The organism is Alcaligenes faecalis (genome assembly GCF_009497775.1).
GTDB classification, from domain to species: Bacteria; Pseudomonadota; Gammaproteobacteria; order Burkholderiales; family Burkholderiaceae_B; genus Alcaligenes; species Alcaligenes faecalis_D.
This window is the reverse complement of the sequence record NZ_CP031012.1, coordinates 28,786-49,025: the sequence shown is the minus strand read 5'-3', so window position 1 is coordinate 49,025 and position 20,240 is coordinate 28,786. Positions and strand designations below refer to the sequence as shown.

Genomic DNA, 20,240 nt, shown 5'->3' with positions numbered 1-20,240 from the left:
ATAGAAAAAAACATAAAAAATGTTAGGATTTGCACAGTTGGAAATAAATGCAGTCATAAAAAATTAGTCGCAACACTATATTTTTATAAACTTGCAGGGGGAGTCCAATGGCAAGGCCGAAACACCCGCTTTCAATCTGGGTAAGCATTTTAGGTTTACATGCGCTGACATGCCCGCCAGCCGCCTTTGCGGCGGTATTAAATAGTCATCTCGGAGATGGTTCTGCACTGATCCTGAATAATAGTGACACCATTCGGGCAACAGACATTACGCCCAGTGGCACTTTTTACAGTCTGCATGCCGACCCTAATAATCCGTCCAGCTTTGATCTGAAAAATGGCGTCAACATCAGGATTGACAGCGATCCCGTCTCCAAACGCTCCTACGGTATTGCCGCTGATCAGTCTGCCCTGAACGTTATCGGCCAGGCCGTCAATATCACCGTTAATCGACAAGAAACGGGTAAGGCCGCCGGTATTTCCCAAGGCGCGCTCAGCAACCCCAATACCACCGGCGCCGTCAATCTGAATCTGGGTACGGGTAGCCAAATCAATGTCAGCGGCACTGGGGATAATCCCCCCGGCTCCACCATTCCCAATATTGCAGGCGACAATAATTTCGCACTGGGAATTGGGCTATGGAATCGAGATGTCAGCCTGCAAGCCAGCGAATTGAAAATCGACGTCCAGTCAAAAAACTCCGATGCCTATGGCATCAGCAAGGCAGTCGGAAATAATAGAACTCACAATATCGACCTGGGCTCGAAATCCCGGATTGATGTGAAAGCCGGTAATGCGGCCTATGGCATGAGGATAGAGAGCAATATCAACAATGCCACCACCGCAGAACCCAGCCTGAAAGCCGACCAGCTCACCATCAAGGCAGAGGGAGCTGGAGCTTCGGCACTGGATGTACAAAGCTCCAATGGGCACAGCCATATCGACCTGGGCAATAACAGTGTCCTGAGTGCCGTGGGCAATGGTTTTGCCTATGCCTTGAACCTGAGCGGACAAACTCAATTCACGGCCAATAACCTGACGATGGAAAGCCGCGCCCCCGCCACCAATGCCAGCGGGATTGGCTTGCGCATGAACGGTCTGGACAACAGGTCCGAGTTCAAAGGCGTTACCCACCTGAGCAGCACTGGCATGGGCGGCTTCATTTATGGCGTGCGTACCGGCAACTCCTATGCGGGCAACGCCACCGAACTGAAGTTTGATCAGGTTCACATCAAATCCGGCAGCTACGGCCTGAATATTCAAGGCCGGGTGAATCTGGATCTGGGTACCGGCTCCACGATTGAAAGCAATAGCATGGCGGGCATCTGGCTGATCTCCAACCGCAGGCTGGACTCTGGCTCTGTCATCACCATGCAGGCCAAGGAGCTGGATATACGCGGTAAAGGCAGCAGCACGGTGGGGCTGGACGTGCGCGGTAACGCGACCGCCCGTGTCGATGCCGGTAGCCGGGTTCAAGTGGACCAGGGCATCGCGCTGTACGCGGATGACTCCGGCCAGATCCTGTTCAAGGGCAGCGACACCCAGGCCAACTTCCTGCTGGGCGAGCGCATCGGCGCCTATGCCGTCAACAAAGGCAAGATCGAGCTGGATAACACCAGCATTGGGATTGACCGGGCGGCAGGTTCCAGCACCGGCGTTTCGGCCGCCCTGGTGGCAACGTCAGGCGGACGGATCGAGGCCAGAGACAGCGCCGTGTTCTACAACAGCCAGGAAAGCGCCCAGCCCAACTACGGGGTGTATTCCAACAACGGTCAGGTCATCCTGCACAACTTCACCTTGAATACGGTAGGCAGCAGCGATCAGGCACAGATCAACGGCATTGTGGCCACCTCCGGCGGACGCGTGGACGCCACAGGCGAGCTCTCCACCATCATGAGCAACACCGCCGACACGGCGCTGACCGCTCAAGGCACGAACAGCCTGATCAATGCCAAAGGCCTGATGGGGATTTACGGCACCGCCATTGCGCAAAGCAACGGACATATTCGACTGGATATGGTCCCCGGTTCCACCTGGAACGGCGCGGCCCTGCAAAGCACGCAGGGAAAGATCGACCTGACCATGGCACAAAGCCGCTGGACGCCCAGCCGCAGTTCCAACCTGAACGAGCTGGCCATGCTCAATGGAGCCTCGCTGGACCTGCGCGAGCTGCCTGTTGACAGCATTGTGGCGGTAGAAGGGCGTTTGCAAGGAACGGGTGACCCAGTTTTACTGTTCCGCCCCCGCATCAGCCCAAGCGATTCCGGCAACTTCGACACGCGCCTGTTTGTGGACAATAGCGCTGGCAATTCCCAGGGTGTATTCCAGGTACAGATTGCCAATAACGGCGCGTTTGATGCGCAGTCGAACTCCGCCTGGACCATTGTGAACACAAGCGGCCAGCCACCCAGCAAGCTGTCCTTCTATACCCCTTACGCCATTGAGCTGGGCGGTTATCTGTACAAAGTTGCCCCGCACGCCAATGGCAAGGACTGGCAAGTAACGTCGCTGGGTGATGATCCATTACCACCCAAACCGGACGAAGATTCCTTCTACGAACCGCTGGACCCGGAACCACCTATCGACCCCTGGCAGCCGCCACCGATCGACCCACCTGTCGATCCTCCAGTGGAACCGCCGGTAGACCCGGACCCGCCAGTTGAACCCCCGGTTGTGCCGCCCATCGAGCCGCCCGTCACCCCGCCTGTGGACCCCGAGGTGACCCCCAAGCCTGGCCCTGACCCGCACGTACCGATTACCACCACCGCCAAGGCCGCCGCCAATATGTTCAGCATTGGCTACCTGATGAACATTGCCGAGCAGCAAACCCTGATGCAACGCATGGGCGACCTGCGCCTGAACGGCGAGAAGCTGCACAACTTCTGGATACGTGGCTATGGTGGCCGCTACAGCGGTTTTGCGCGTGAAAAGCTGGATGGCTTCAAGATGAAGTACTACGGCGCACAAATGGGTCTGGACCGTCGCCTGGGCGATCTGCCCATCTACACGGGTCTGTTTATTGGCCATACCTATGGCGATCCCAAACCCACCGGCGGCAGCGCCAAGGCCAAGTCCTACTTCGGCGGTTTGTACGCCACCTATATCCACGAGGACAGCGGCATTTATGTGGATGGCGTGCTGAAGTTCAACCGCTACAAGCACAGCTTCACGGTGGAGGACACGCAGAAAAACATGGTGGAGGGCGACACCAATAACAACGGCATGAGCGCCTCGCTGGAAGTGGGCAAGCGCTTCCATTTTCAGCAGCCCAAGCAGGGCTGGTATATCCAGCCGCAAATGCAGCACACCTACAGCCGCGTAGGCAGCACGGAGTTCACGGCCTCCAACGGTTTGAACATCCGGCTGGACAGCTACAACTCCAATGTGGGGCGCTACGGCTTCTCGCTAGGCTACGAGATGAGTAATGGCAGCACCGAGTACAACCTGTACTGGAAAACCGCCTTTGTACGCGAATTTTCCGGGCGCGGTCACTACTATCTGAACGGCGAAAAAGAGAACCATTATTTCCGCGGTAACTGGTGGAACAATGGCCTGGGTATCAATGCCCGTATCAACCAGCGCCACGACTTCTATCTGGAAGTGGATACCAACCGTGGCCACAACTTCGATACCGTCAACGTGAATGGAGGGTATCGCTTTATCTTCTGATGAAGGCGGCAACCATGGCACGAGCAGGTGTCAGTTTCAGCACCTGCTCGGCGGCGTAAAGCAAGCCCTGTGCATCACAGCACACGACAAAACAAAAGCCCCAGGACCGGCACATTATTCCGGTCCTGGGGCTTTTTATTGAACTCTCTGACACATCAAAAACGATGCGCCCGCAGCGCACTCAAACGCGGCCCGGCAAAATGCCGTTTCCTGGTATGCTCGCTGGCCCGCTGGACACTACCAAGGGGGGCTGTTTTATCTAGGCCCGACCCGCGGACAAAAAACCCGCACGCGCCTGGGCTCCCTCTACGCTGTCGCGACACACCAGCGCCTGATCGGCATCCATATAAATGCCCAGACGGTTCATGGCATTGGCTACCTGATTCACCGACTCTTTGGTCATGCGAATAATCGCCGCAGGCGACTCCGAAGCACGCGCGGCCAAAGACTGCGCCACTGCCACGGCCTGACCGGGTTCACAGACTTCATCCAGCAAGCCCCAGTCCAGCGCCTGTTCAGCACCGAAGCGTTCGGCCAGCAAGATGGCACGTTTGGTACGGGCCGCACCCAGCATGTTCACCATGCGTGGAATGGCACCCCAGCCCATGTTCAGGCCCACCTTGGCTTCAGGCAGATACAGGAAGGATGTCTGCGAGGCCACACGCCAATCGCAAGCCAGTGCCAAGGCCACCGAGCCACCTACAGCGGCACCTTCAATCGCGGCAATGGTCAGCTGTGGCAGCTCTTCCCACAAACGGCACAAACGCGCACCACGCTGGGCCACATCCCGACGCTCCAGCAAGCCAGCCTGCTCATCGTTCCACTTTTGCGGGTCTTTCAGATCAATCCCGGCCGAGAAAATATCCTTGGCCCCGGTCAGCACCACGGTGTGAATCTCCAGCGACAAGGCCAGATCCTGCGCCACCTGCGTCAGGGCCAGCAAAGTGTCCTGATCAATAGCATTACGATTAACGCCGCGATCAAAGCGCACCAGCGCATGGTCGCCCGTCACCTTGACCGTCACACTGCGGCCATATTTGCGTTTCATGAATGTCTCCCCAAAGGTTCGGAAAAATCAGCTCTGCGAGCGGTGGCTCCCATCACTGCGCGACAAGCGCGTGACGTAGCGGAATTCATAAGGTGGGTAAAAGCTGACGGCCACTTCCATGACCTTGCCCGCCAGATTGCGGAAGGTACGGATAATCAGCAACGCAGGATCGGAGTCCTCGTAACCCAGAAAGCGGGCAACATGTGGCGGAAAACGCGAAGCGGAAATTTCCATTTCGATGGTCTCCACCACTTCGCCACAATGCTCTTCCAGCAGCGGATACACACCGCCGGGCTGAGTCGAAATCAACTCCGCCACCGCCTGGTATTCCTTGCGCAGATAAATATCTGTCCAGGAAATACCGCGCTTGCTGCCCGGCACACTGCGATAGGTTTCCACCTTCACCCAATCCGCCGGATCACCGTCCAGCGCGGTTTCAGGCGGCTGCTTGTCCAAACAGACCGCCTTTTTATGCACGTGCAGATCGGTAAATTCCAGATAGCGCTGCAACTGGTCCGTGGTGTCCAGCGCCAGGCCAAACTGCGGCTTGGGATGCTGGCGAATGACGGTCGTACCGGCACGGCGACGCCGCTCGATCAAACCCAGATCGGTCAGCTTGCGTATGGCTTCACGCGCCGTGTGCCGACCTACCCCGTACATCTCGCACAACTCCATCTCGGTGGGCAGCTTGGAACCGACGGGATAATGGCCCGAACGGATCAGCTCCAACAAGCGATCGCTCATGTTCTGATACAGGGTTGGCTTGGCGCTGGACTGGGATTCGGTGTTTGCCATACGGTTTTCAGCTTAAAGAGACAGGCGGCGCATCGCAGCCAGGGTGTCGCGGGTGAACTGCTCAGGACATTCACTTTGGGGAAAATGCCCGATGCCCGGCCATTCTATATATTCCACCGGAACTTTGCCTTCTCGCAGCAAGCGTTCGACCTCTCTGGCGGACTCTGGCGGCACGGACCAGTCCTCGCCCCCCTCCACAATCACCACCGGGCAGCGAATATCGTCCAGAATCTGCTCCATGCGGAAACCGCCAAAGGCGCAGATATCCGCAAAGGCTACCGCCGGAATGCAACGTCGGGCGTCCGTCACCACTTCCAGCGCGCGGGCCGGGTCGGACAGGGTGCCCATCAAGGTGCGGAAGGTCACTTCAAACCAGTCACCCGGATTGATACGCGCCATCTCCAGAATGCGCGGGTTATAGCCGGAGGACTTCACCACATTCACTGAAGCGCCATCGACCAGCACCAGGCCACGAATACGCTCGGGTGCCAGGGCAGCGGCCTGGGCGACAACGCCCCCGCCCATGGAATGGCCCATCAGGACCGGGTCCTGAATACCCGCCGCATCCAGAAATTGCAGCAGATACTGGGCGTTTTGCGGGGTGGCAGTATGAGGGCCACCCACTGGCATGCCGCTCTTGCCGTGACCGGGCAAATCCAGGGCATACACCGTGTAAAAAGGCGCAAAGTGGTCCAGCACATATTGCCAGGACAGGCTGTCCTGACTGGCACCATGCACCATCACCAAGGCCGGACCGGAACCGGCCAGATCGTAATAAGCGCGGATACCGTCCGCAGTTGTCACATAAGGCATGATCAGACCTCCAGCTCGCCCGTCAGACGGGTCAGGGCGTACAACAACATCCAGTTCTGCACGCAGGCGCGCAAATCGCCGCCCACAACCAGTCGGTGCTGACGCACCAGCCGGTTAAATGGAAAGCCCTGGGCCAGATCCGCAAAGGCGGCACTATCGCCTTCCAGCCAGAACGGCACCTCGCGCGGGCCTGTGCCCACCTGCACATCCTGTTCTGACACGGCCAGCCAAATATGCTCGCCGGTGTCGGTATTGCGCAGCGCCACGCAAACATCGGCCAGAACACTGTGCTGCCGTACAAAATCATCGGCGCGGGCGCGCTTGGCCCATGCAGCCAGCACAACAGGGTCAAACAGAGATAAAGAAGTCAGCATCAGACATACCTTTGTCGAAGAAGGAACTTCTGCACTTTGCCCGAAGAGGACTGGGGCAGGGAATCCACAATAAAGATGCGTTTGGGTACTTTAAAGCTGGACAGTTTTTCCCGGCAAAACTCGCGCAAGACTTCCACATCCGGCTCACGGCCATTGGCAGGCACAATCGCAGCAACCAGCTCTTCGCCCCAATACTCGTGGGGCAGGCCAAAGGCGGCGGCCTCGCGTACATCGGTGTGGCTGGCCAGACAGTTTTCCACTTCCAGCGCGGCCACGTTTTCGCCACCTGTCTTGATCATATCTTTGCTGCGGCCCATGAAATAGGCAAAGCCTTCATCGTCCACCCGAATCAAATCACCCGTGTGCAACCAGCCATCCGCATCCAGCACCTGGGCGGTCAGCTCGGGCTGCCGCCAATAGCCTTTAAACACAGTCGGGCCACGCACCTGCATTTCGCCCGGTCCGCGCTGATCGGGCAGCACCTTGCCGTCGGCATCGACCAGTCGATACTGCACATGCCGCCACAGGTAACCGATGGAACCAGGGTGCTCCAGAATCTCCTGCGTGTAGCGATTCTTGATGGTGGTGACACAGCTTTCCGTCATGCCAAAGCCCCAGCTGAATTCAGCATTGGGAAACACGGTACGGATCAAATCCTGACGCCACTGACCCAAAGGCGCAGCCGCGGTTTGCACAAACTGGGCACCGGGCAGGGACAGCGCTTTGAACTCAGGGTGATCGGTCAAACCCACCCACATGGCCGACAACAAAAACACATGCGTAGGCTGGTACAGACGCAGCGCGTCCATGACCGCATCGGCCTCGAAGCGCGGCACCACATGCAAGCTGCCACCGGCATACAAAATGGGGCCATTCACCACCCCGAAACCACCAATGTGAAACAAGGGCGTCGCCAGCAAGGAGCGGCTGTTGGCATCAATGCCCAGCTCCATGATGTAGTTCACGGCATTGGCCGACAAATTGCCGTGCGTCAGCATGGCTCCCTTGGGTGCCGAGGTCGTACCGGAGGTGTACATGATGATGGCAACATCCTCATCCCCCACACGGCCAAAGCGATGCTGCACCGGGTCATCCGCACGGTGATCGGGCAAGGACTCAGGCAGGTGTTCCAGCCACTGCACGGCACTGTTCAAGCCGCCTTCAGCCTCGATCTGCTCGCGCAAGGGACGGTAGGCCGGGTCCACAATGCACACGGTAGGCTGGGCATCGTCCAGCAAGTAACGCAGTTCGGCAGCGCCATAACGGGTGTTCACCGGCACCAGAGAAAAACCGCCTACGGCCGTGGCATGCAGCAAGGCCAGGTAGTCGATGGAATTGGGCGTCATGATGGCCACCCGATCCCCTGGCTGTACACCCAAGCCTTTCAAATAGGCCGACAAGGCGCGCGCACGGGCGCAAAACTGGCCAAAGGACAGGGCCTGGCGCTCGTCCGAGACCGCTACCTTGTCTGGGTAGCGCTCGGCATTAAACATGGCGACCTGGTAAATATTAGGCATGATGCGAAGCCTCTGCAGCGTGACCCAGATAGGCCGCTGCAATTTGTGGGTTATTCATGATGTCTTTGCTGTCGCCCGCCAGGCTCAAGCGCCCGGTTTCCAGCACAACGGCATGGTTGGACAGCTTCAAGGCCAGACGAGCGTTTTGCTCCACCAGCACAATCGTGGTGCCGTCCTGGCTGATCTGGCGAATCGCGCGGGCCACTTCCAACGTGACCGCCGGGGCCAGACCCAAAGAGGGCTCATCCAGCAAGAGCAGACGAGGCCGGGACATCAGGGCACGGCCAATCGCGCACATTTGCTGCTCGCCACCCGAGAGGTGACGCCCCTGGCTTTGCTCACGCTCCAGCAGGCGCGGGAAGTAACCGTAAATACGTTCCAGATCCACCGTAATGTCGGCCTGATCGCGGCGCAGATACGCCCCCATCAAGAGGTTCTCGCGCACGGTCAGTTCAGGGAACAAGCGACGGCCTTCCGGCGACAGGGCGATACCCAGATTCACACGGCGCTCTGCGCTCAGGTTCTGGATAGGCTGGCCTTCCAGCAGGATTTCTCCTCCGGCAACCGGTACCAGACCGCTAATGGCTTTCATCAGGGTAGATTTACCCGCGCCATTAGCCCCGATCACGGCGCACACACTGGCTTCTTCCACCGCAAAACTGACCTTGTCCAAGGCTCGCACTGCGCCATAGGACACACTCAAATCCTTGATTTCCAGCATGGGAGCAGGCTTGCTGGCCTTGGGCGCTCCCTGAGCAGCTGTAGAGACCGAGGCCGGGCGGCCCATGCCATTTTGCAATGCGCGGGCATCCACAGGCGGTTCCAGCCCAGGTTCCTTGTCCAGATCCGCACCCAGATAAGCTTCAATCACCCGCGGGTCCTGACGCACTTGCGCGGTCGGGCCTTCGGCCAGCAAACGACCGTTGACCAGCACCACCAGCTTTTGGCACAGACGCATCACCAGGCCCATATCGTGCTCGACCACCACCACATCAATGCCACTGGCGTGGATGCGTTCAATCAGGTCAGCCATGGCCACGGTTTCCACCGGGTTCAGGCCAGCAGCGGGCTCATCCATTAAAAGAAGGCGGGGCATGGCTGTCAGGGCCATGCCCACACCCAAAATCTTCTGTAAGCCGTAGGCCAGCGAATCGGCCTGCTCATTGGCTACAGACTCCAGGCCAATCAAGGCCAAAGCGTGTTCTGCCTGTCGCGCCGCTTCCTGGCGGCCACGGCGCACACCCCAGGGGTTGAACAGCGACCAGGGTGAAGGAAACTGACGGAACAGGGCCGCACGGTACAGGTTTTCAAAGACCGTGTGGCCTGCAAATACATGCGTCATCTGGAAGGTACGCACCAGACCCTGGCGCGCCAAGGCCGCGGCCGGGCGACCCGTAATGGCGGCACCATCCATGGTGACAGCACCCGCGCTGGGCTTGGTCGTACCGGCAATCAGATTGAACAGCGTGGTTTTACCGGCGCCGTTGGGGCCAATCACGCCGGTAATCTGGCCGGGAGCCGTGCTGAAGGACACCTCGTCCACCGCACGGATACCACCAAAATGTCGGCTAAGACCCTGAACATTCAATTGCACGCTCATGCTGCCTCCTTGCGCGCGCCGCGCCACTTACGCCACAGACCCGCCAAACCTTGCGGCATGAACAAGAGCAGCAGAATCAACGTCAGGCCATAGATCAGGCGCTGGTACTGCTGCAAGTCGCGCAGTAATTCGGGCAAAGGGATCAGGATGGCAGCCCCCACCACGGCTCCAGCCAGGGCACCCACGCCACCCAGCACATTCATGATGACGGCGTTCACCGCTGTCCAGAACCCGAAGGAATCGGGCGAGATATAGCCTTGATAGTGGGCGTACAAGCTGCCCGTCCAACCGGCAATCAAGGCACTGAGGACAAACACACTGACCCGAAAGCGCAGCACATTCAAACCACCGGAACGCACCAGTTGCTCGTTCTGATGCAGGGAGTCCGCCACCATGCCCCATTCGCGGCGATACAAGGCCCGCAGCACGAAATACACCACCAAGGCAAAGCTGACCGTCACCAGATAAACGCCGTAACGCCCTTCAGGAATCGGCAAGCTGGCTTGCAGGGACGGAATCTGCCCAAAGCCGTTATTGCCGCCAAACAGTTCGTGGAACTCGATAAAGCACAGCACCACGGCTTCGCCCAGAGCGAAGGTCAAGAGCGCGAAATGCACACCCTTGATACGCATAAAAATGGGACCGGTGATCACAGCTAATGCTGCCGTCAGTACTCCGGCGCCCAAAAACGCGGCTGGAAAGGACCAGCCATAATCTCGACTCAAAATGGCCGAGGCATACGCCCCCAGCCCGAACAAGGCACCATGCGCCAGCGAGAGCTGGCCGATACGCAAAACCAGATTCATGCTCATGGCCAGGCAGGCGTACAGCGACACCATGATGGCCAGATGCAGGGCAAAGCGAGGCTGTCCGGCCCACACGGGCCAGCCCAGCAGCACCGCGACCACGACGGCATGCCAGACCCATTGCAGGGCGCCATCGCGCGGATAGAAAGAAGCAGTTTTGATCGCGCTCATGACGATTTCCCCATCAAACCGCTGGGTTTGACCAGCAACACGGCCATCACGATCAGGAAGGACAACATGGTGGCTACGGTCGCGTTATAGAAGGTGGACGCCACGGCCTCGGTGACACTCAGAATCAGGGCGGCAACCACTGCACCGGGCAAGCTGCCCAGACCACCCAGAACCACAATAATGAAGGCTTTCACCACCACGGCTTCGCCCATATAGGGGTGCACGGTGTAGACCGGCGCCATCAGGGCACCCGACAAACCGGCCAGGCCGCAGCTCAAGGCAAAGGTGAAGGCCATGATCTTCCAGGAACTGACGCCTTGCAGACGTGCCACTTCCCGGTCCTGCGCCACCGCACGTATCGTCATGCCGATACGGGTACGCTCGATCAGAAAATAGAAGGCAGCCAGCGCCAGCACACTCATGCCTACGATCAGCAATTGGTCCTTGGCGAAAAAGGCTTGGCCAATTTGCCAGGCACCTTCCACCGGACGGCGTACCGATTGCTCGTCCACCGAGAACAGCAGCGAGATCCCGGCCTGCAAGGTAATCGCCAAAGCCAGGGACATGATCATGCCGCCCATCTCGTCGCCCACAAAGCGACGGAACAGGCCACGTTCAGCCAGTAAACCCAGGAATCCCACCAGCACGGCAGCGGCCGCGATAGAGGGCAGGTAGGGCCAGCCAAACTGACCATAAAACACATACATGGCGTAAGCGCCCAGCATGTAGAACTCGCCGTGAGCGAAGTTCACCACCCGCAAGATGCCAAACACCAGCGTGAAACCCAGGGCTACCAGGGCGTACACGAAAGTGGACATCAGGGCGATGATGGCGATTTGCATTGCGATCTGCATAATTGCTAACCGTATCAAGGTGCACTCCACCGCCGTGGCGGAGTGCGTACTGAAACAAAACCGGTAATTAGCGGGCGTCGAACTTGTTGATGACCTTGGCCTTGCCATCCTCGATCACGCCCAGGTAGGCCGGGGTTGCGATCTGGTGGTTCACGCCATAGACATCCTTGCCGCCCCAGACAATCGCGCCTTGAATGCCGTCAAAGCTGCTATTGGCTTCAATGCGGGCACGCACGGCATCGGTATCGTCCACGGTGCCAGCTTCGTTAATGGCTTTGAACAGCAGGCGGGTGGCATCGTAGAAGTAGAAAACGAAGTCATCCATGCTGTTGCTGTGGACCTTGGCGTAAGCCTGGCTCAGCTTCTGGTAGGGCTCACTGGATGGGTCGGCCGACAGGTACACCAGGGTGCCCTGAGCGTTTTCTGCACCGGCAGACTTCACGGTTTCAGCCACGTTATTGCCGCCAAACTTGGTGAACTGGCCTTTGAAGCCCATTTCACGTGCCTGACGTATCACAATACCGGCCGGGCCAGGTGGCACCGTATCCAGTTCGATGAAGTCCACGTTCTTGGCCAGAATGCTGGTCAGCAAGGTGCGGAAATCGTTTTGCGAGCGCTCGAAGAACTTGGTTTCAGCCACGTCGTAACCGGCGTCCTTGTAAGCAGCGGTCTGGATCTTCTGCGTGCTCCAGCCGGTCGCATCGTTAGGCGACAAGATCGCCAGACGCTTCAGCTCGGGGCGTTCCTGCTTCAACCAGCCGATCAACTGACGGTTGTATTCGTACTGCGTAGGCAGCACGCGGAACATGTATTGCGTGTTCGCATCCAGCACTTCGGTCGAGTAGCTGTTGGACAGCATGATGACCTTGTTGCGCTCGGTAATCGGCTTCATGGCCATGACCGAAGCCGAGCCAATAGGACCGATGATGTATTTCACTTCGTCCTGATCGATCAGACGATTGGTGGCGGTTACTGCATCCGCTGCCTTGTAGTGGTCGTCGTAGGTCAGCACTTCAACCTTGTACTTCTTGTCGCCCACTTCCAGGCCACCGGCCTGATTGATTTCATCCACGGCGATTTTCACGCCACCATCAATAGCCAGACCCCAGGGCGCGCCTGGACCTGTCATGCCTCCTACCACACCCAGCTTGAGCGTTTGAGCCTGCGCGCCCAGCGCAGCCACCATCCCTGCTGCTGCCAGTACACCCCGTATCCCGTTTTTCATGGACCTGCTCCTATTAATTGACCGGACATAATTGTTGTTTGATACGAACAATATAATAAGGAGCCGATACTTGTCTATGGAAATATGGATTGATAATGACCTTATAACCAGCACCTACAGGGGGATACGCACCAATTTAAGGGAAAACACCGACGTGGATTGTCGGTTTATTTGTACGGACTTTAGTCTATATATTTATATGGAAAAGTCATGGCCTGGGCATGTATTTCGCTAGATAGCCGGGTTGAAACTACCTGCTGACAGACACAAACAGGCCGCTTTCCATGACAGAAAGCGGCCTTGAGGTCCTGCCGGTTCACGCCATCAGGCGGCGGTTTGGCTGGCCTGAGCCTCCAATTGAGCAAAGAACAGCTGCAAGCGATCCATGGCCTGCTCGATCTGCTCATACGAGGCAGAACCAAAACACAGGCGCAAGAAGCCTTCCCCCTGCGGGCCGTAGAAGCTGCCTGCCTCCACCACCACGCGGGCCTCGTTCAGCAAGCGCTCGGCCAGTTCCTGCGAAGGCACACCCGTGGCGCGCACATCGGCAAAGGCGTAAATCGTGCCTTCCACATGGGCGCAACTGACATTCGCCATGGCATTCAGGCGTTGCAGCATCAGGCGGCGCTTGGCGTCGTCGTCTGCGATCATCTCGCGCAGGGCTTCTTGCTGCCCGACCACCGCTTCCAGCGCGCCCGCCTGAATAAAGGTATTCACATGGGTGACATCGTTGGCAGTGATCTTCAACAAGCCGGGCATCAACCAGGCAGGCGCGGCCAGATAACCAATGCGCCAGCCGTCCATGGCGTAGGACTTGGTGAAGGCAAACATGGACACGGTACGCTCCTGCATGCCGGGCAGGGAGGCAATGCTGATGTGCTCGGCATCGTCGTAGGTAATGTCCTCGTAGACTTCGTCCGAGACCACGACAAGGTCATGCTTGATGGCCAATTGCGCCAATGCTTCCAGCTCGCTGCGGCGGTACACACGGCCCGTAGGATTGGCCGGATTCACCAGCACCACCATACGAGTACGGGGCGTAATCGCCGCTTCGATGGCCTGCGCATCAATGGCGAAACCCTGTTCCTTGTTCAGCGGCACCAGCACCGGATGCGCCCCGGCCAGCTCGATTTTGCCTATGTGCTGCGGGTAGTGTGGCGAGAGCAGAATCACCTCATCACCCTCGTCCAGAATGGCGAAGAAAGCGGCAAAGGAGGCGTGCGTCAGCCCATTGGTAACCAGCACATCATCCGGCCCGACATCCAGCTTGTTTTGCTTGCGCAGCTTGGCGGCCAGGGCCTCGCGCAAGGCGGGCACACCACGCAGATCGCTATAGTGCACCTCGCCGCGCATCAGGGCATCGGCTGCCGCCTGCTTGATCGCCACCGGCGTATCCGCGTCCGGGCGGCCGACTTCCAGATGAATCAGATCGGAGGTATCGCCTTGCAAACGAGCCGCCTGCTCGTACATGCCAAAGGATTTTTGGGAGGTACCGGTAATGCGTTTTGCTAGCTTCATGAAAAATTGTTCCTTCAGAATAAGACAGGCCCCAAGACCTGCCGGAAACCATCCCGCCCTAAGCAGCCAAGGACTGGATCACTTTGCCCAGAAAGGACTCGCAGGCGGCCAACTGCTCCAGGCTGACGTACTCATCGGCCTTGTGCGCCACGGTGATGGAGCCAGGCCCGCAGACAATGCTGGGCACGCCCGCTTCCTGGAAAAACGAGGCTTCGGTGCCATAGGCCACACGTTGTGCGGCGGACTCACCCAGCAAGGCCAACGCCATTTTTTTCAGCTCCTGGCTGTCTTCATCATCCAGGGCAGGGATGCTGCCCAGACATTCGAATTCGATAGCCGCATCACCATGGCGTGCCTGCATGCGCGGCAAGACCTGCTCATAGGCAAAGCGGCGCAAATTGCCGATGAAGCCATCCGGGTCCACGCCAGGCAGATAGCGGTATTCAAAGGAGAACTCGCAATGGGCCGGGATAATATTCATGCCATTGCCACCGGAAATCGTGTTGGTGGAAATGGTGGAAAAGGGCACATCAAAGCCTTCAATGCGCTTGCCGACCTGGGCCTCTTCATCCGCCAGATGCTGAATGTGCGAAACCAGATTGGCGGCGTACTCGATTGCGTTCAGACCGTGTGGTGTCAAAGACGAATGGGCGGCGCAGCCTTTGACGCGGCAGCGATAAATGCGGCCGCCTTTATGGGCCGCCACAACGCGCATGCTGGTGGGTTCACCCACAATGCAGCCGCTGGGCTGAATACCGGCTTTACGCATTTCCTCGATCAGGCCGGGAATGCCCAGACAGCCCACTTCTTCGTCGTAGCTCAAGGCCAGATGCACGGGCTCGCGCAGTGTCATGGAACCCAGGCGTTGCGCCTGTGCCATGGCCACGCCGATAAACCCTTTCATGTCGCAAGCGCCACGACCAAACAAGCGGCCATCACGAATCTGAGCCTGAAAAGGATCGCTGGACCACGCCTGCCCATCCACCGGCACCACGTCTGTATGGCCAGACAAAACCACGCCCCCCGGCCCCTGCCCGAAGGTCGCCAGCAGATTGGCTTTGGAGCGCGATTCGTTGTAATCAAAACGCACTTGGGCGCCCGCCGATTCGAGCCGGTTGGCGGCCCATTCAATCAATGCCAGATTGGAGTTTCTGCTTACCGTATCAAAGCCAATCAGGGACGAAACATGCTCGATCACCTGGGCCGAAGGGGCCTCCTGCCTGCTCATATGCCAGCTCCTTATTGCTATTATTAAAAACTGAATTCAGTTTATATAGCAGGTATATCGCTGTCAACGAGTCTAGGTGTTTGTACTAGAAATTCGCTTTTTGTTTTTTATAAATCTGTTTAATTTCAATAAATTAATGAATTACAAAGTTGTTTTATACCTATAGCACTTATTGACCATCAAGTATGAAAATGAATATATTCACAAAAAATGAGTTCAACTGAATTCACTTACTGCGATTACCAATAAGGACTATCATGAGACAACAATCGCGCCCCGCAGACTCGGTCCCCTCCAAGGCCGAGGATCTGCTTTTCGGCAAAATCCTCTGGCGGCTGATGCCCATCCTGTTCATCAGCTACATCGTTGCCTACATCGACCGCGTCAATGTGGGCTTTGCCAAGCTGCAAATGCTGCAAGACCTGAATTTTTCGGCCGAGGTCTATGGCCTGGGTTCGGGCATTTTCTTCGTGGGCTTTTTGTTGTTCGAGATCCCCAGCAACCTCTTGCTGTACCGCTTTGGCGCACGCGCCTGGCTGACACGCATCATGGTCACCTGGGGCATCCTGTCCGTGATGACCATGTTCGTCACCACCCCCACACAGTTCTATATCGTCCGCTTCCTGCTGGGCGTGGCTGAAGCCGGTTTTCTGCCTGGCGTGGTGTATTACCTGGCGCAATGGTTCCCCCCACAACGCCAGGGCCGCGTCATGGCGACTTTGGTCACCGCCGCTGCCGCAGGTGGCATGATCGTGGGCCCGCTGTCGGGCTGGATCATGGATGTATTTTCCGAATCCCAGCACCTGCATAACTGGCAATGGCTGTTCCTCTTGCAGGGTCTGCCTGCTGTGTTCGTGGCCGCCTTGCTGTGGGCGACCTTGCCCAACCGTCCTGAAGACGCCAAATGGCTGAGTCAGGAAGAAAAAACCTTGCTGCACACCCTGAACCAGGACGCGCAACGCGAGCTGCCGCGCAAGGACAAAATTGCTGAAGTGCTGGGCAAACCCAATGTGTGGTGGCTAGCCTGCGTGCTGCTGTCCCTGAACCTGGGCATTTATGCGGTGATCTTCTGGACGCCCACCATCATTCAGGAAGCCGGTATCAAGAACCTGACGCACATTGGCTATATTGCCGCCTTGCCCTATGCCGCATCGGCTCTGGCCATGCTGATTCTGGGCCGCTCCTCCGACTACTTTGGGGAACGTCGCTGGCACTTAGCCATTGCTTGCGCAGGTGGTGCTATCGGCCTACTGATGACGGCCTTGGCACCGGACCCAACCGTGCGCATTATTGGCGTCATCATCGCCACCGCCATGTTCATTGGTGGCACGCCACTGGTCTGGGCCTTGGGCGGTAATTTCATGAGTGGCCGCGCCGCTGCAACCGGCTATGCCCTGATCAATGCGGTAGCCGCGTTGGGTGGCTTGTTTGGCCCCTACGCCATGGGTCTGGCACAAGAGATGAGCGGCAACACCAGCACTGCTGTGCTGACCATTGCCGGCCTGGCTGTGCTGGGTGGTTTGTGCGTCTTTGCCCTGCCATCTGCCCGCCAGCAAAACGCCCTGGATCAGGCCGCCAAATTGCACGCTGTTCCCAGCAAAGGCGGTGCCCAATGATGCGCCGTCACGTAAAAATCGCGTTGGCTGGCTGTGTTGGGCTGGCCACGCTGATCGCCAGCTCCAGCGCCACAGCGCAAACCGGCAACAACGTCACCTTGTACGGCATTCTGGATGCGGGCCTGACCTGGATCAGCAACGCCAACGGCCCCTCCAAAACCACGCTAGATACCGGCGTCATGCAGGGCAACCGTCTGGGTCTGCGCGGCTCGGAATCCCTGGGTAATGGCATGAGCGCCATCTTCCAGCTGGAAAACGGTTTCTCCATGGCGACCGGCGAAATGGGACAGGGCGGCGCACTGTGGGGCCGCCAGGCCTGGGTGGGCCTGAAATCCGATTATCTGGGCAGCATCAAGCTGGGCAGACAATACGATTTCTTCACCGACACCTTGCAGGCGTTCTACACCCCCACCTGGTCGGCGGGCGGCTATTCCAACAGCCCCTTGGACAACGACCGCATGAGCGGCCAGCGGGTCAATCAGTCGGTGAAATACGTGACGCCATCCTTTGCCGGTGTTGAGCTGGGTGCCATGTACGGCTTTCCGGAACGGCGCGAAGGGCAGGCCCAAACCGGGCGCACCATCAGCTTTACGGCCAACTATAAAAACGGCAATTTTGCGACGGGTGCTGCTTATACCGAAGTGCAGGAAGCCAGCCTGGACATCAGCCCACTGACTGGCGGTGGCGCAGCCAATCGAGTCGGTGGCCGTTACCTGCGCGACTGGGGTATAGGAGCAAACTACGCCTTCGATAAAGTGACCATCTACGGTGTGTTTTCACAAGCCCTGTACGTGGCTCCCGATGGCCAGCAAAAGAACCATACCTTCCGCAACTACCAGCTGGGTTTTGCCTGGCGCGCAGCACCCAATCTGGTACTGGGACCGGGCTATGGGCTGACCACCCTGGGATCGAACAAATACCATCAGCTGAACCTGACGGCCGACTACTTCCTGTCCAAGCGCACGGATATCTATACTCAGGCCATCATCCAGCACGCGCAAGGCGAGGGCGCAACGGCCAACGTGATCAGCATGCCCAGCTCCACGGGGCGTAACCAGACCTTGTTCAGGGTGGGGATACGAACCAAGTTCTAGGCACAAACCCGATCAGCGCAGCGGGGTCTGTACGATACAATCATCCATTCTTTTCTGATCGGTTTCGTATGGCGACTTCGACTGGTAAATCCACACAGGCAAGCAAAGCAGAAACGCTGGTAGACACCATTTACCGGGACACTCGCAAGCGTTTGAACGCGGGCGACTGGCACCCCGGCGACCGCCTGCTGGATTACGAATTGGCCGAGCGCTTTGGTTGTACCCGCATGCCCGTACGCCAGGCCCTGCTGCGACTGGTCAACGAAGGTTTATTGAACAGCACCACACGGGGATTTCAGGTCCCCGTGCTGACCGACGCCATGGTGCGCGACATCTTTGAATTACGCCGCATTCTGGAACCGGCTGCCGCCGCCCTGGCCGTCAACATTGCCGACCGCGATCAGTTACATGCCGGTCTTAGCAAAGCCATTGATCTGGCCAAAGTGGCCATGGTGCACAAAGACGCCGCCCTGATGTTCAGCGCCAACGCCAGCTTTCGTCAGGCCTGGCTGCAATGCGTACACAACGAGCGCCTGCTGGACGCCATCGCCATGTCCGCCGACCACGCCAACCAGGTTCGCTTTGCCAATACCAGCGACACCGATAACTACCAGGTCACGGTAGAGGCACTGGAAAAGCTGGGCAAGGCCCTGACCAGTGGAGACCCGGAGTATGCGCGTACTGAAATGGTAGGGTTCCTGAAGCTGGCGGAGGCTTCGTATTTCTTGCGTAGGCAGCAAATCGATTCAGCCCCCGCCTTCGGATCATAAAGACACGGACTGCATGTACTGATCAAAGCGAGCTTCCGCGAAGCGGAACCACAGCAGCTCGTCCTTTTGGAACGCCCGGTAATCCGCATAAATCGTTCGCCACTGCGGATTGCTTGCATTCAATTCGGCATACAGTTCCTCACTCGCCTTGAATGAGGCATCCAGCACTTCCTTGGAAAAAGGCAAGACCTTGGCTCCCTGACCGACCAGTTCTTTCAAGGCACCTGGGTTGCGGGCATCGTATTTGGCCTGCATATCCAGATGCGCATACGTGCTGGCTGCCGAGACAATATCTTTGTAGTGCTGCGACAAACCGTCATACGCTTTCTTGTTGACCAGCAGATCCAGCCCTACTGAACCTTCCCACCATCCTGGGTAATAGTAATAGGGTGCGACCTTGTGAAAGCCCAGTCGCAAATCGTCATACGGCCCCACCCACTCGGCGGCATCAATAACGCCTTTTTCCAGTGCCTGGTACACCTCGCCACCGGCAATATTTTGTGGAATGCCACCCAGCTTCTCGATGACTTTACCGGGCAAACCACCAATCCGGATCTTCAGGCCCCGTATATCTTCCGGGGTATTGATCTGCTTGCGAAACCAGCCGCCCATCTGCACACCGCTGTTGCCACAGGGGAAGTTGACGATGTTGTAGTTGGCATAAAAGTCGCGCGTCAGCTTCAAACCATTGCCGTGGTACATCCAGGCCGTCAGCTGACGAGAGTTCATGCCAAATGGAATGGCACAGCTCAAGGCAAACGCTTCATTCTTGCCAAAGAAATAGTAGGGCGCTGTGTGGGCCGCCTCCACCGAGTTCTGTTCCAGCGCATCGACCACACCCATGGCCGGCATCAGTTCCCCGCCCGCATGCACGGAGATATTGAACTTGCCATCGCTAAGCTCACGCACTTTCTGCGCAAAGACTTCCCCTCCGCCATAAATCGTATCCAGGTGCTTGGGGAAGCTGGATGCCAGTCGCCAGCGCAAATTCTCTTGCGCCTTGACCACCGCAGGGGCCATGCCACTGGCCACAATGCCGGCCAGGCCGGTCAGTTTCAGCATTGCTCGTCGTTCCACGCTTGTCTCTCCTCGTTTTATTTATGCAAAGTCAGCAGCTTGCCCCCAACGGATCAAGCTGCCTGC

The 20,240-nt window shown here is 57.9% G+C and carries 16 protein-coding genes; 4 read left to right on the top strand and 12 right to left on the bottom strand.

Annotation, left to right across the window (positions count from 1 at the left end):
- Window positions 1-107 precede the first annotated feature (107 nt).
- Entirely contained in the window at window positions 108-3,668 is a 3,561-nt protein-coding gene (locus DUD43_RS00220) for an autotransporter outer membrane beta-barrel domain-containing protein (RefSeq protein ID WP_153228654.1), read from the top strand.
- Window positions 3,669-3,927: 259 nt separating this feature from the next.
- Here DUD43_RS00220 and DUD43_RS00215 read toward each other — a convergent pair whose 3' ends face one another.
- From DUD43_RS00215 to argE, 11 genes are all read right to left on the bottom strand, one after another.
- Complete coding sequence (locus DUD43_RS00215) at window positions 3,928-4,716, bottom strand: enoyl-CoA hydratase/isomerase family protein (protein WP_153228653.1); 789 nt, start codon at window positions 4,714-4,716, stop codon at window positions 3,928-3,930.
- Window positions 4,717-4,743: 27 nt separating this feature from the next.
- Window positions 4,744-5,511 (bottom strand): GntR family transcriptional regulator, encoded by a 768-nt coding sequence (locus DUD43_RS00210; protein ID WP_153228652.1) that lies wholly within the window; start codon window positions 5,509-5,511, stop codon window positions 4,744-4,746.
- 12 nt (window positions 5,512-5,523) lie between these two features.
- Complete coding sequence (locus tag DUD43_RS00205) at window positions 5,524-6,324, bottom strand: alpha/beta fold hydrolase (RefSeq protein WP_153228651.1); 801 nt, start codon at window positions 6,322-6,324, stop codon at window positions 5,524-5,526.
- Window positions 6,325-6,326: 2 nt separating this feature from the next.
- Window positions 6,327-6,698: a hypothetical protein gene (locus DUD43_RS00200; RefSeq protein ID WP_153228650.1), complete on the bottom strand. Its 372-nt coding sequence runs from the start codon at window positions 6,696-6,698 to the stop codon at window positions 6,327-6,329.
- Window positions 6,698-8,215 carry a class I adenylate-forming enzyme family protein gene (locus DUD43_RS00195; protein ID WP_153228649.1) on the bottom strand — a complete coding sequence of 506 codons (1,518 nt, stop codon included), beginning with the start codon at window positions 8,213-8,215 and terminating at the stop codon, window positions 6,698-6,700. Before DUD43_RS00195 ends, DUD43_RS00200 begins: the two co-directional genes overlap by 1 nt.
- Window positions 8,208-9,815 carry an ATP-binding cassette domain-containing protein gene (locus tag DUD43_RS00190; protein ID WP_026483958.1) on the bottom strand — a complete coding sequence of 536 codons (1,608 nt, stop codon included), beginning with the start codon at window positions 9,813-9,815 and terminating at the stop codon, window positions 8,208-8,210. Before DUD43_RS00190 ends, DUD43_RS00195 begins: the two co-directional genes overlap by 8 nt.
- Complete coding sequence (locus DUD43_RS00185) at window positions 9,812-10,792, bottom strand: branched-chain amino acid ABC transporter permease (protein ID WP_026483959.1); 981 nt, start codon at window positions 10,790-10,792, stop codon at window positions 9,812-9,814. The genes DUD43_RS00190 and DUD43_RS00185 overlap by 4 nt, the downstream gene beginning before the upstream one ends.
- Window positions 10,789-11,634: a branched-chain amino acid ABC transporter permease gene (locus DUD43_RS00180; RefSeq protein ID WP_021447158.1), complete on the bottom strand. Its 846-nt coding sequence runs from the start codon at window positions 11,632-11,634 to the stop codon at window positions 10,789-10,791. Before DUD43_RS00180 ends, DUD43_RS00185 begins: the two co-directional genes overlap by 4 nt.
- A 79-nt stretch (window positions 11,635-11,713) precedes the next feature.
- Entirely contained in the window at window positions 11,714-12,871 is a 1,158-nt protein-coding gene (locus DUD43_RS00175; RefSeq protein ID WP_153228648.1) for an ABC transporter substrate-binding protein, read from the bottom strand.
- Window positions 12,872-13,195: 324 nt separating this feature from the next.
- Entirely contained in the window at window positions 13,196-14,389 is a 1,194-nt protein-coding gene (locus DUD43_RS00170) for a pyridoxal phosphate-dependent aminotransferase (protein WP_221080140.1), read from the bottom strand.
- A 58-nt stretch (window positions 14,390-14,447) separates the two neighbouring features.
- Window positions 14,448-15,617 (bottom strand): acetylornithine deacetylase, encoded by a 1,170-nt coding sequence (gene argE / locus DUD43_RS00165; protein WP_153228647.1) that lies wholly within the window; start codon window positions 15,615-15,617, stop codon window positions 14,448-14,450.
- A 257-nt stretch (window positions 15,618-15,874) separates the two neighbouring features.
- On the opposite strand from argE, the gene DUD43_RS00160 reads away from it, so the two are divergent.
- The 3 genes from DUD43_RS00160 to DUD43_RS00150 all read left to right on the top strand — a co-directional run bounded on the left by DUD43_RS00160 (window position 15,875) and on the right by DUD43_RS00150 (window position 19,097).
- Complete coding sequence (locus tag DUD43_RS00160) at window positions 15,875-17,233, top strand: MFS transporter (RefSeq protein ID WP_153228646.1); 1,359 nt, start codon at window positions 15,875-15,877, stop codon at window positions 17,231-17,233.
- Window positions 17,230-18,327 (top strand): porin, encoded by a 1,098-nt coding sequence (locus tag DUD43_RS00155; protein WP_153228645.1) that lies wholly within the window; start codon window positions 17,230-17,232, stop codon window positions 18,325-18,327. Before DUD43_RS00160 ends, DUD43_RS00155 begins: the two co-directional genes overlap by 4 nt.
- Before the next feature lie 68 nt (window positions 18,328-18,395).
- Window positions 18,396-19,097 carry a GntR family transcriptional regulator gene (locus DUD43_RS00150; protein ID WP_153228644.1) on the top strand — a complete coding sequence of 234 codons (702 nt, stop codon included), beginning with the start codon at window positions 18,396-18,398 and terminating at the stop codon, window positions 19,095-19,097.
- Here the strand turns inward: DUD43_RS00150 and DUD43_RS00145 are convergent.
- Window positions 19,092-20,174, bottom strand: coding sequence for a TRAP transporter substrate-binding protein (locus DUD43_RS00145; RefSeq protein WP_026483962.1), 1,083 nt, complete (start codon window positions 20,172-20,174; stop codon window positions 19,092-19,094). The genes DUD43_RS00150 and DUD43_RS00145 overlap by 6 nt on opposite strands.
- Window positions 20,175-20,240 lie beyond the last annotated feature (66 nt).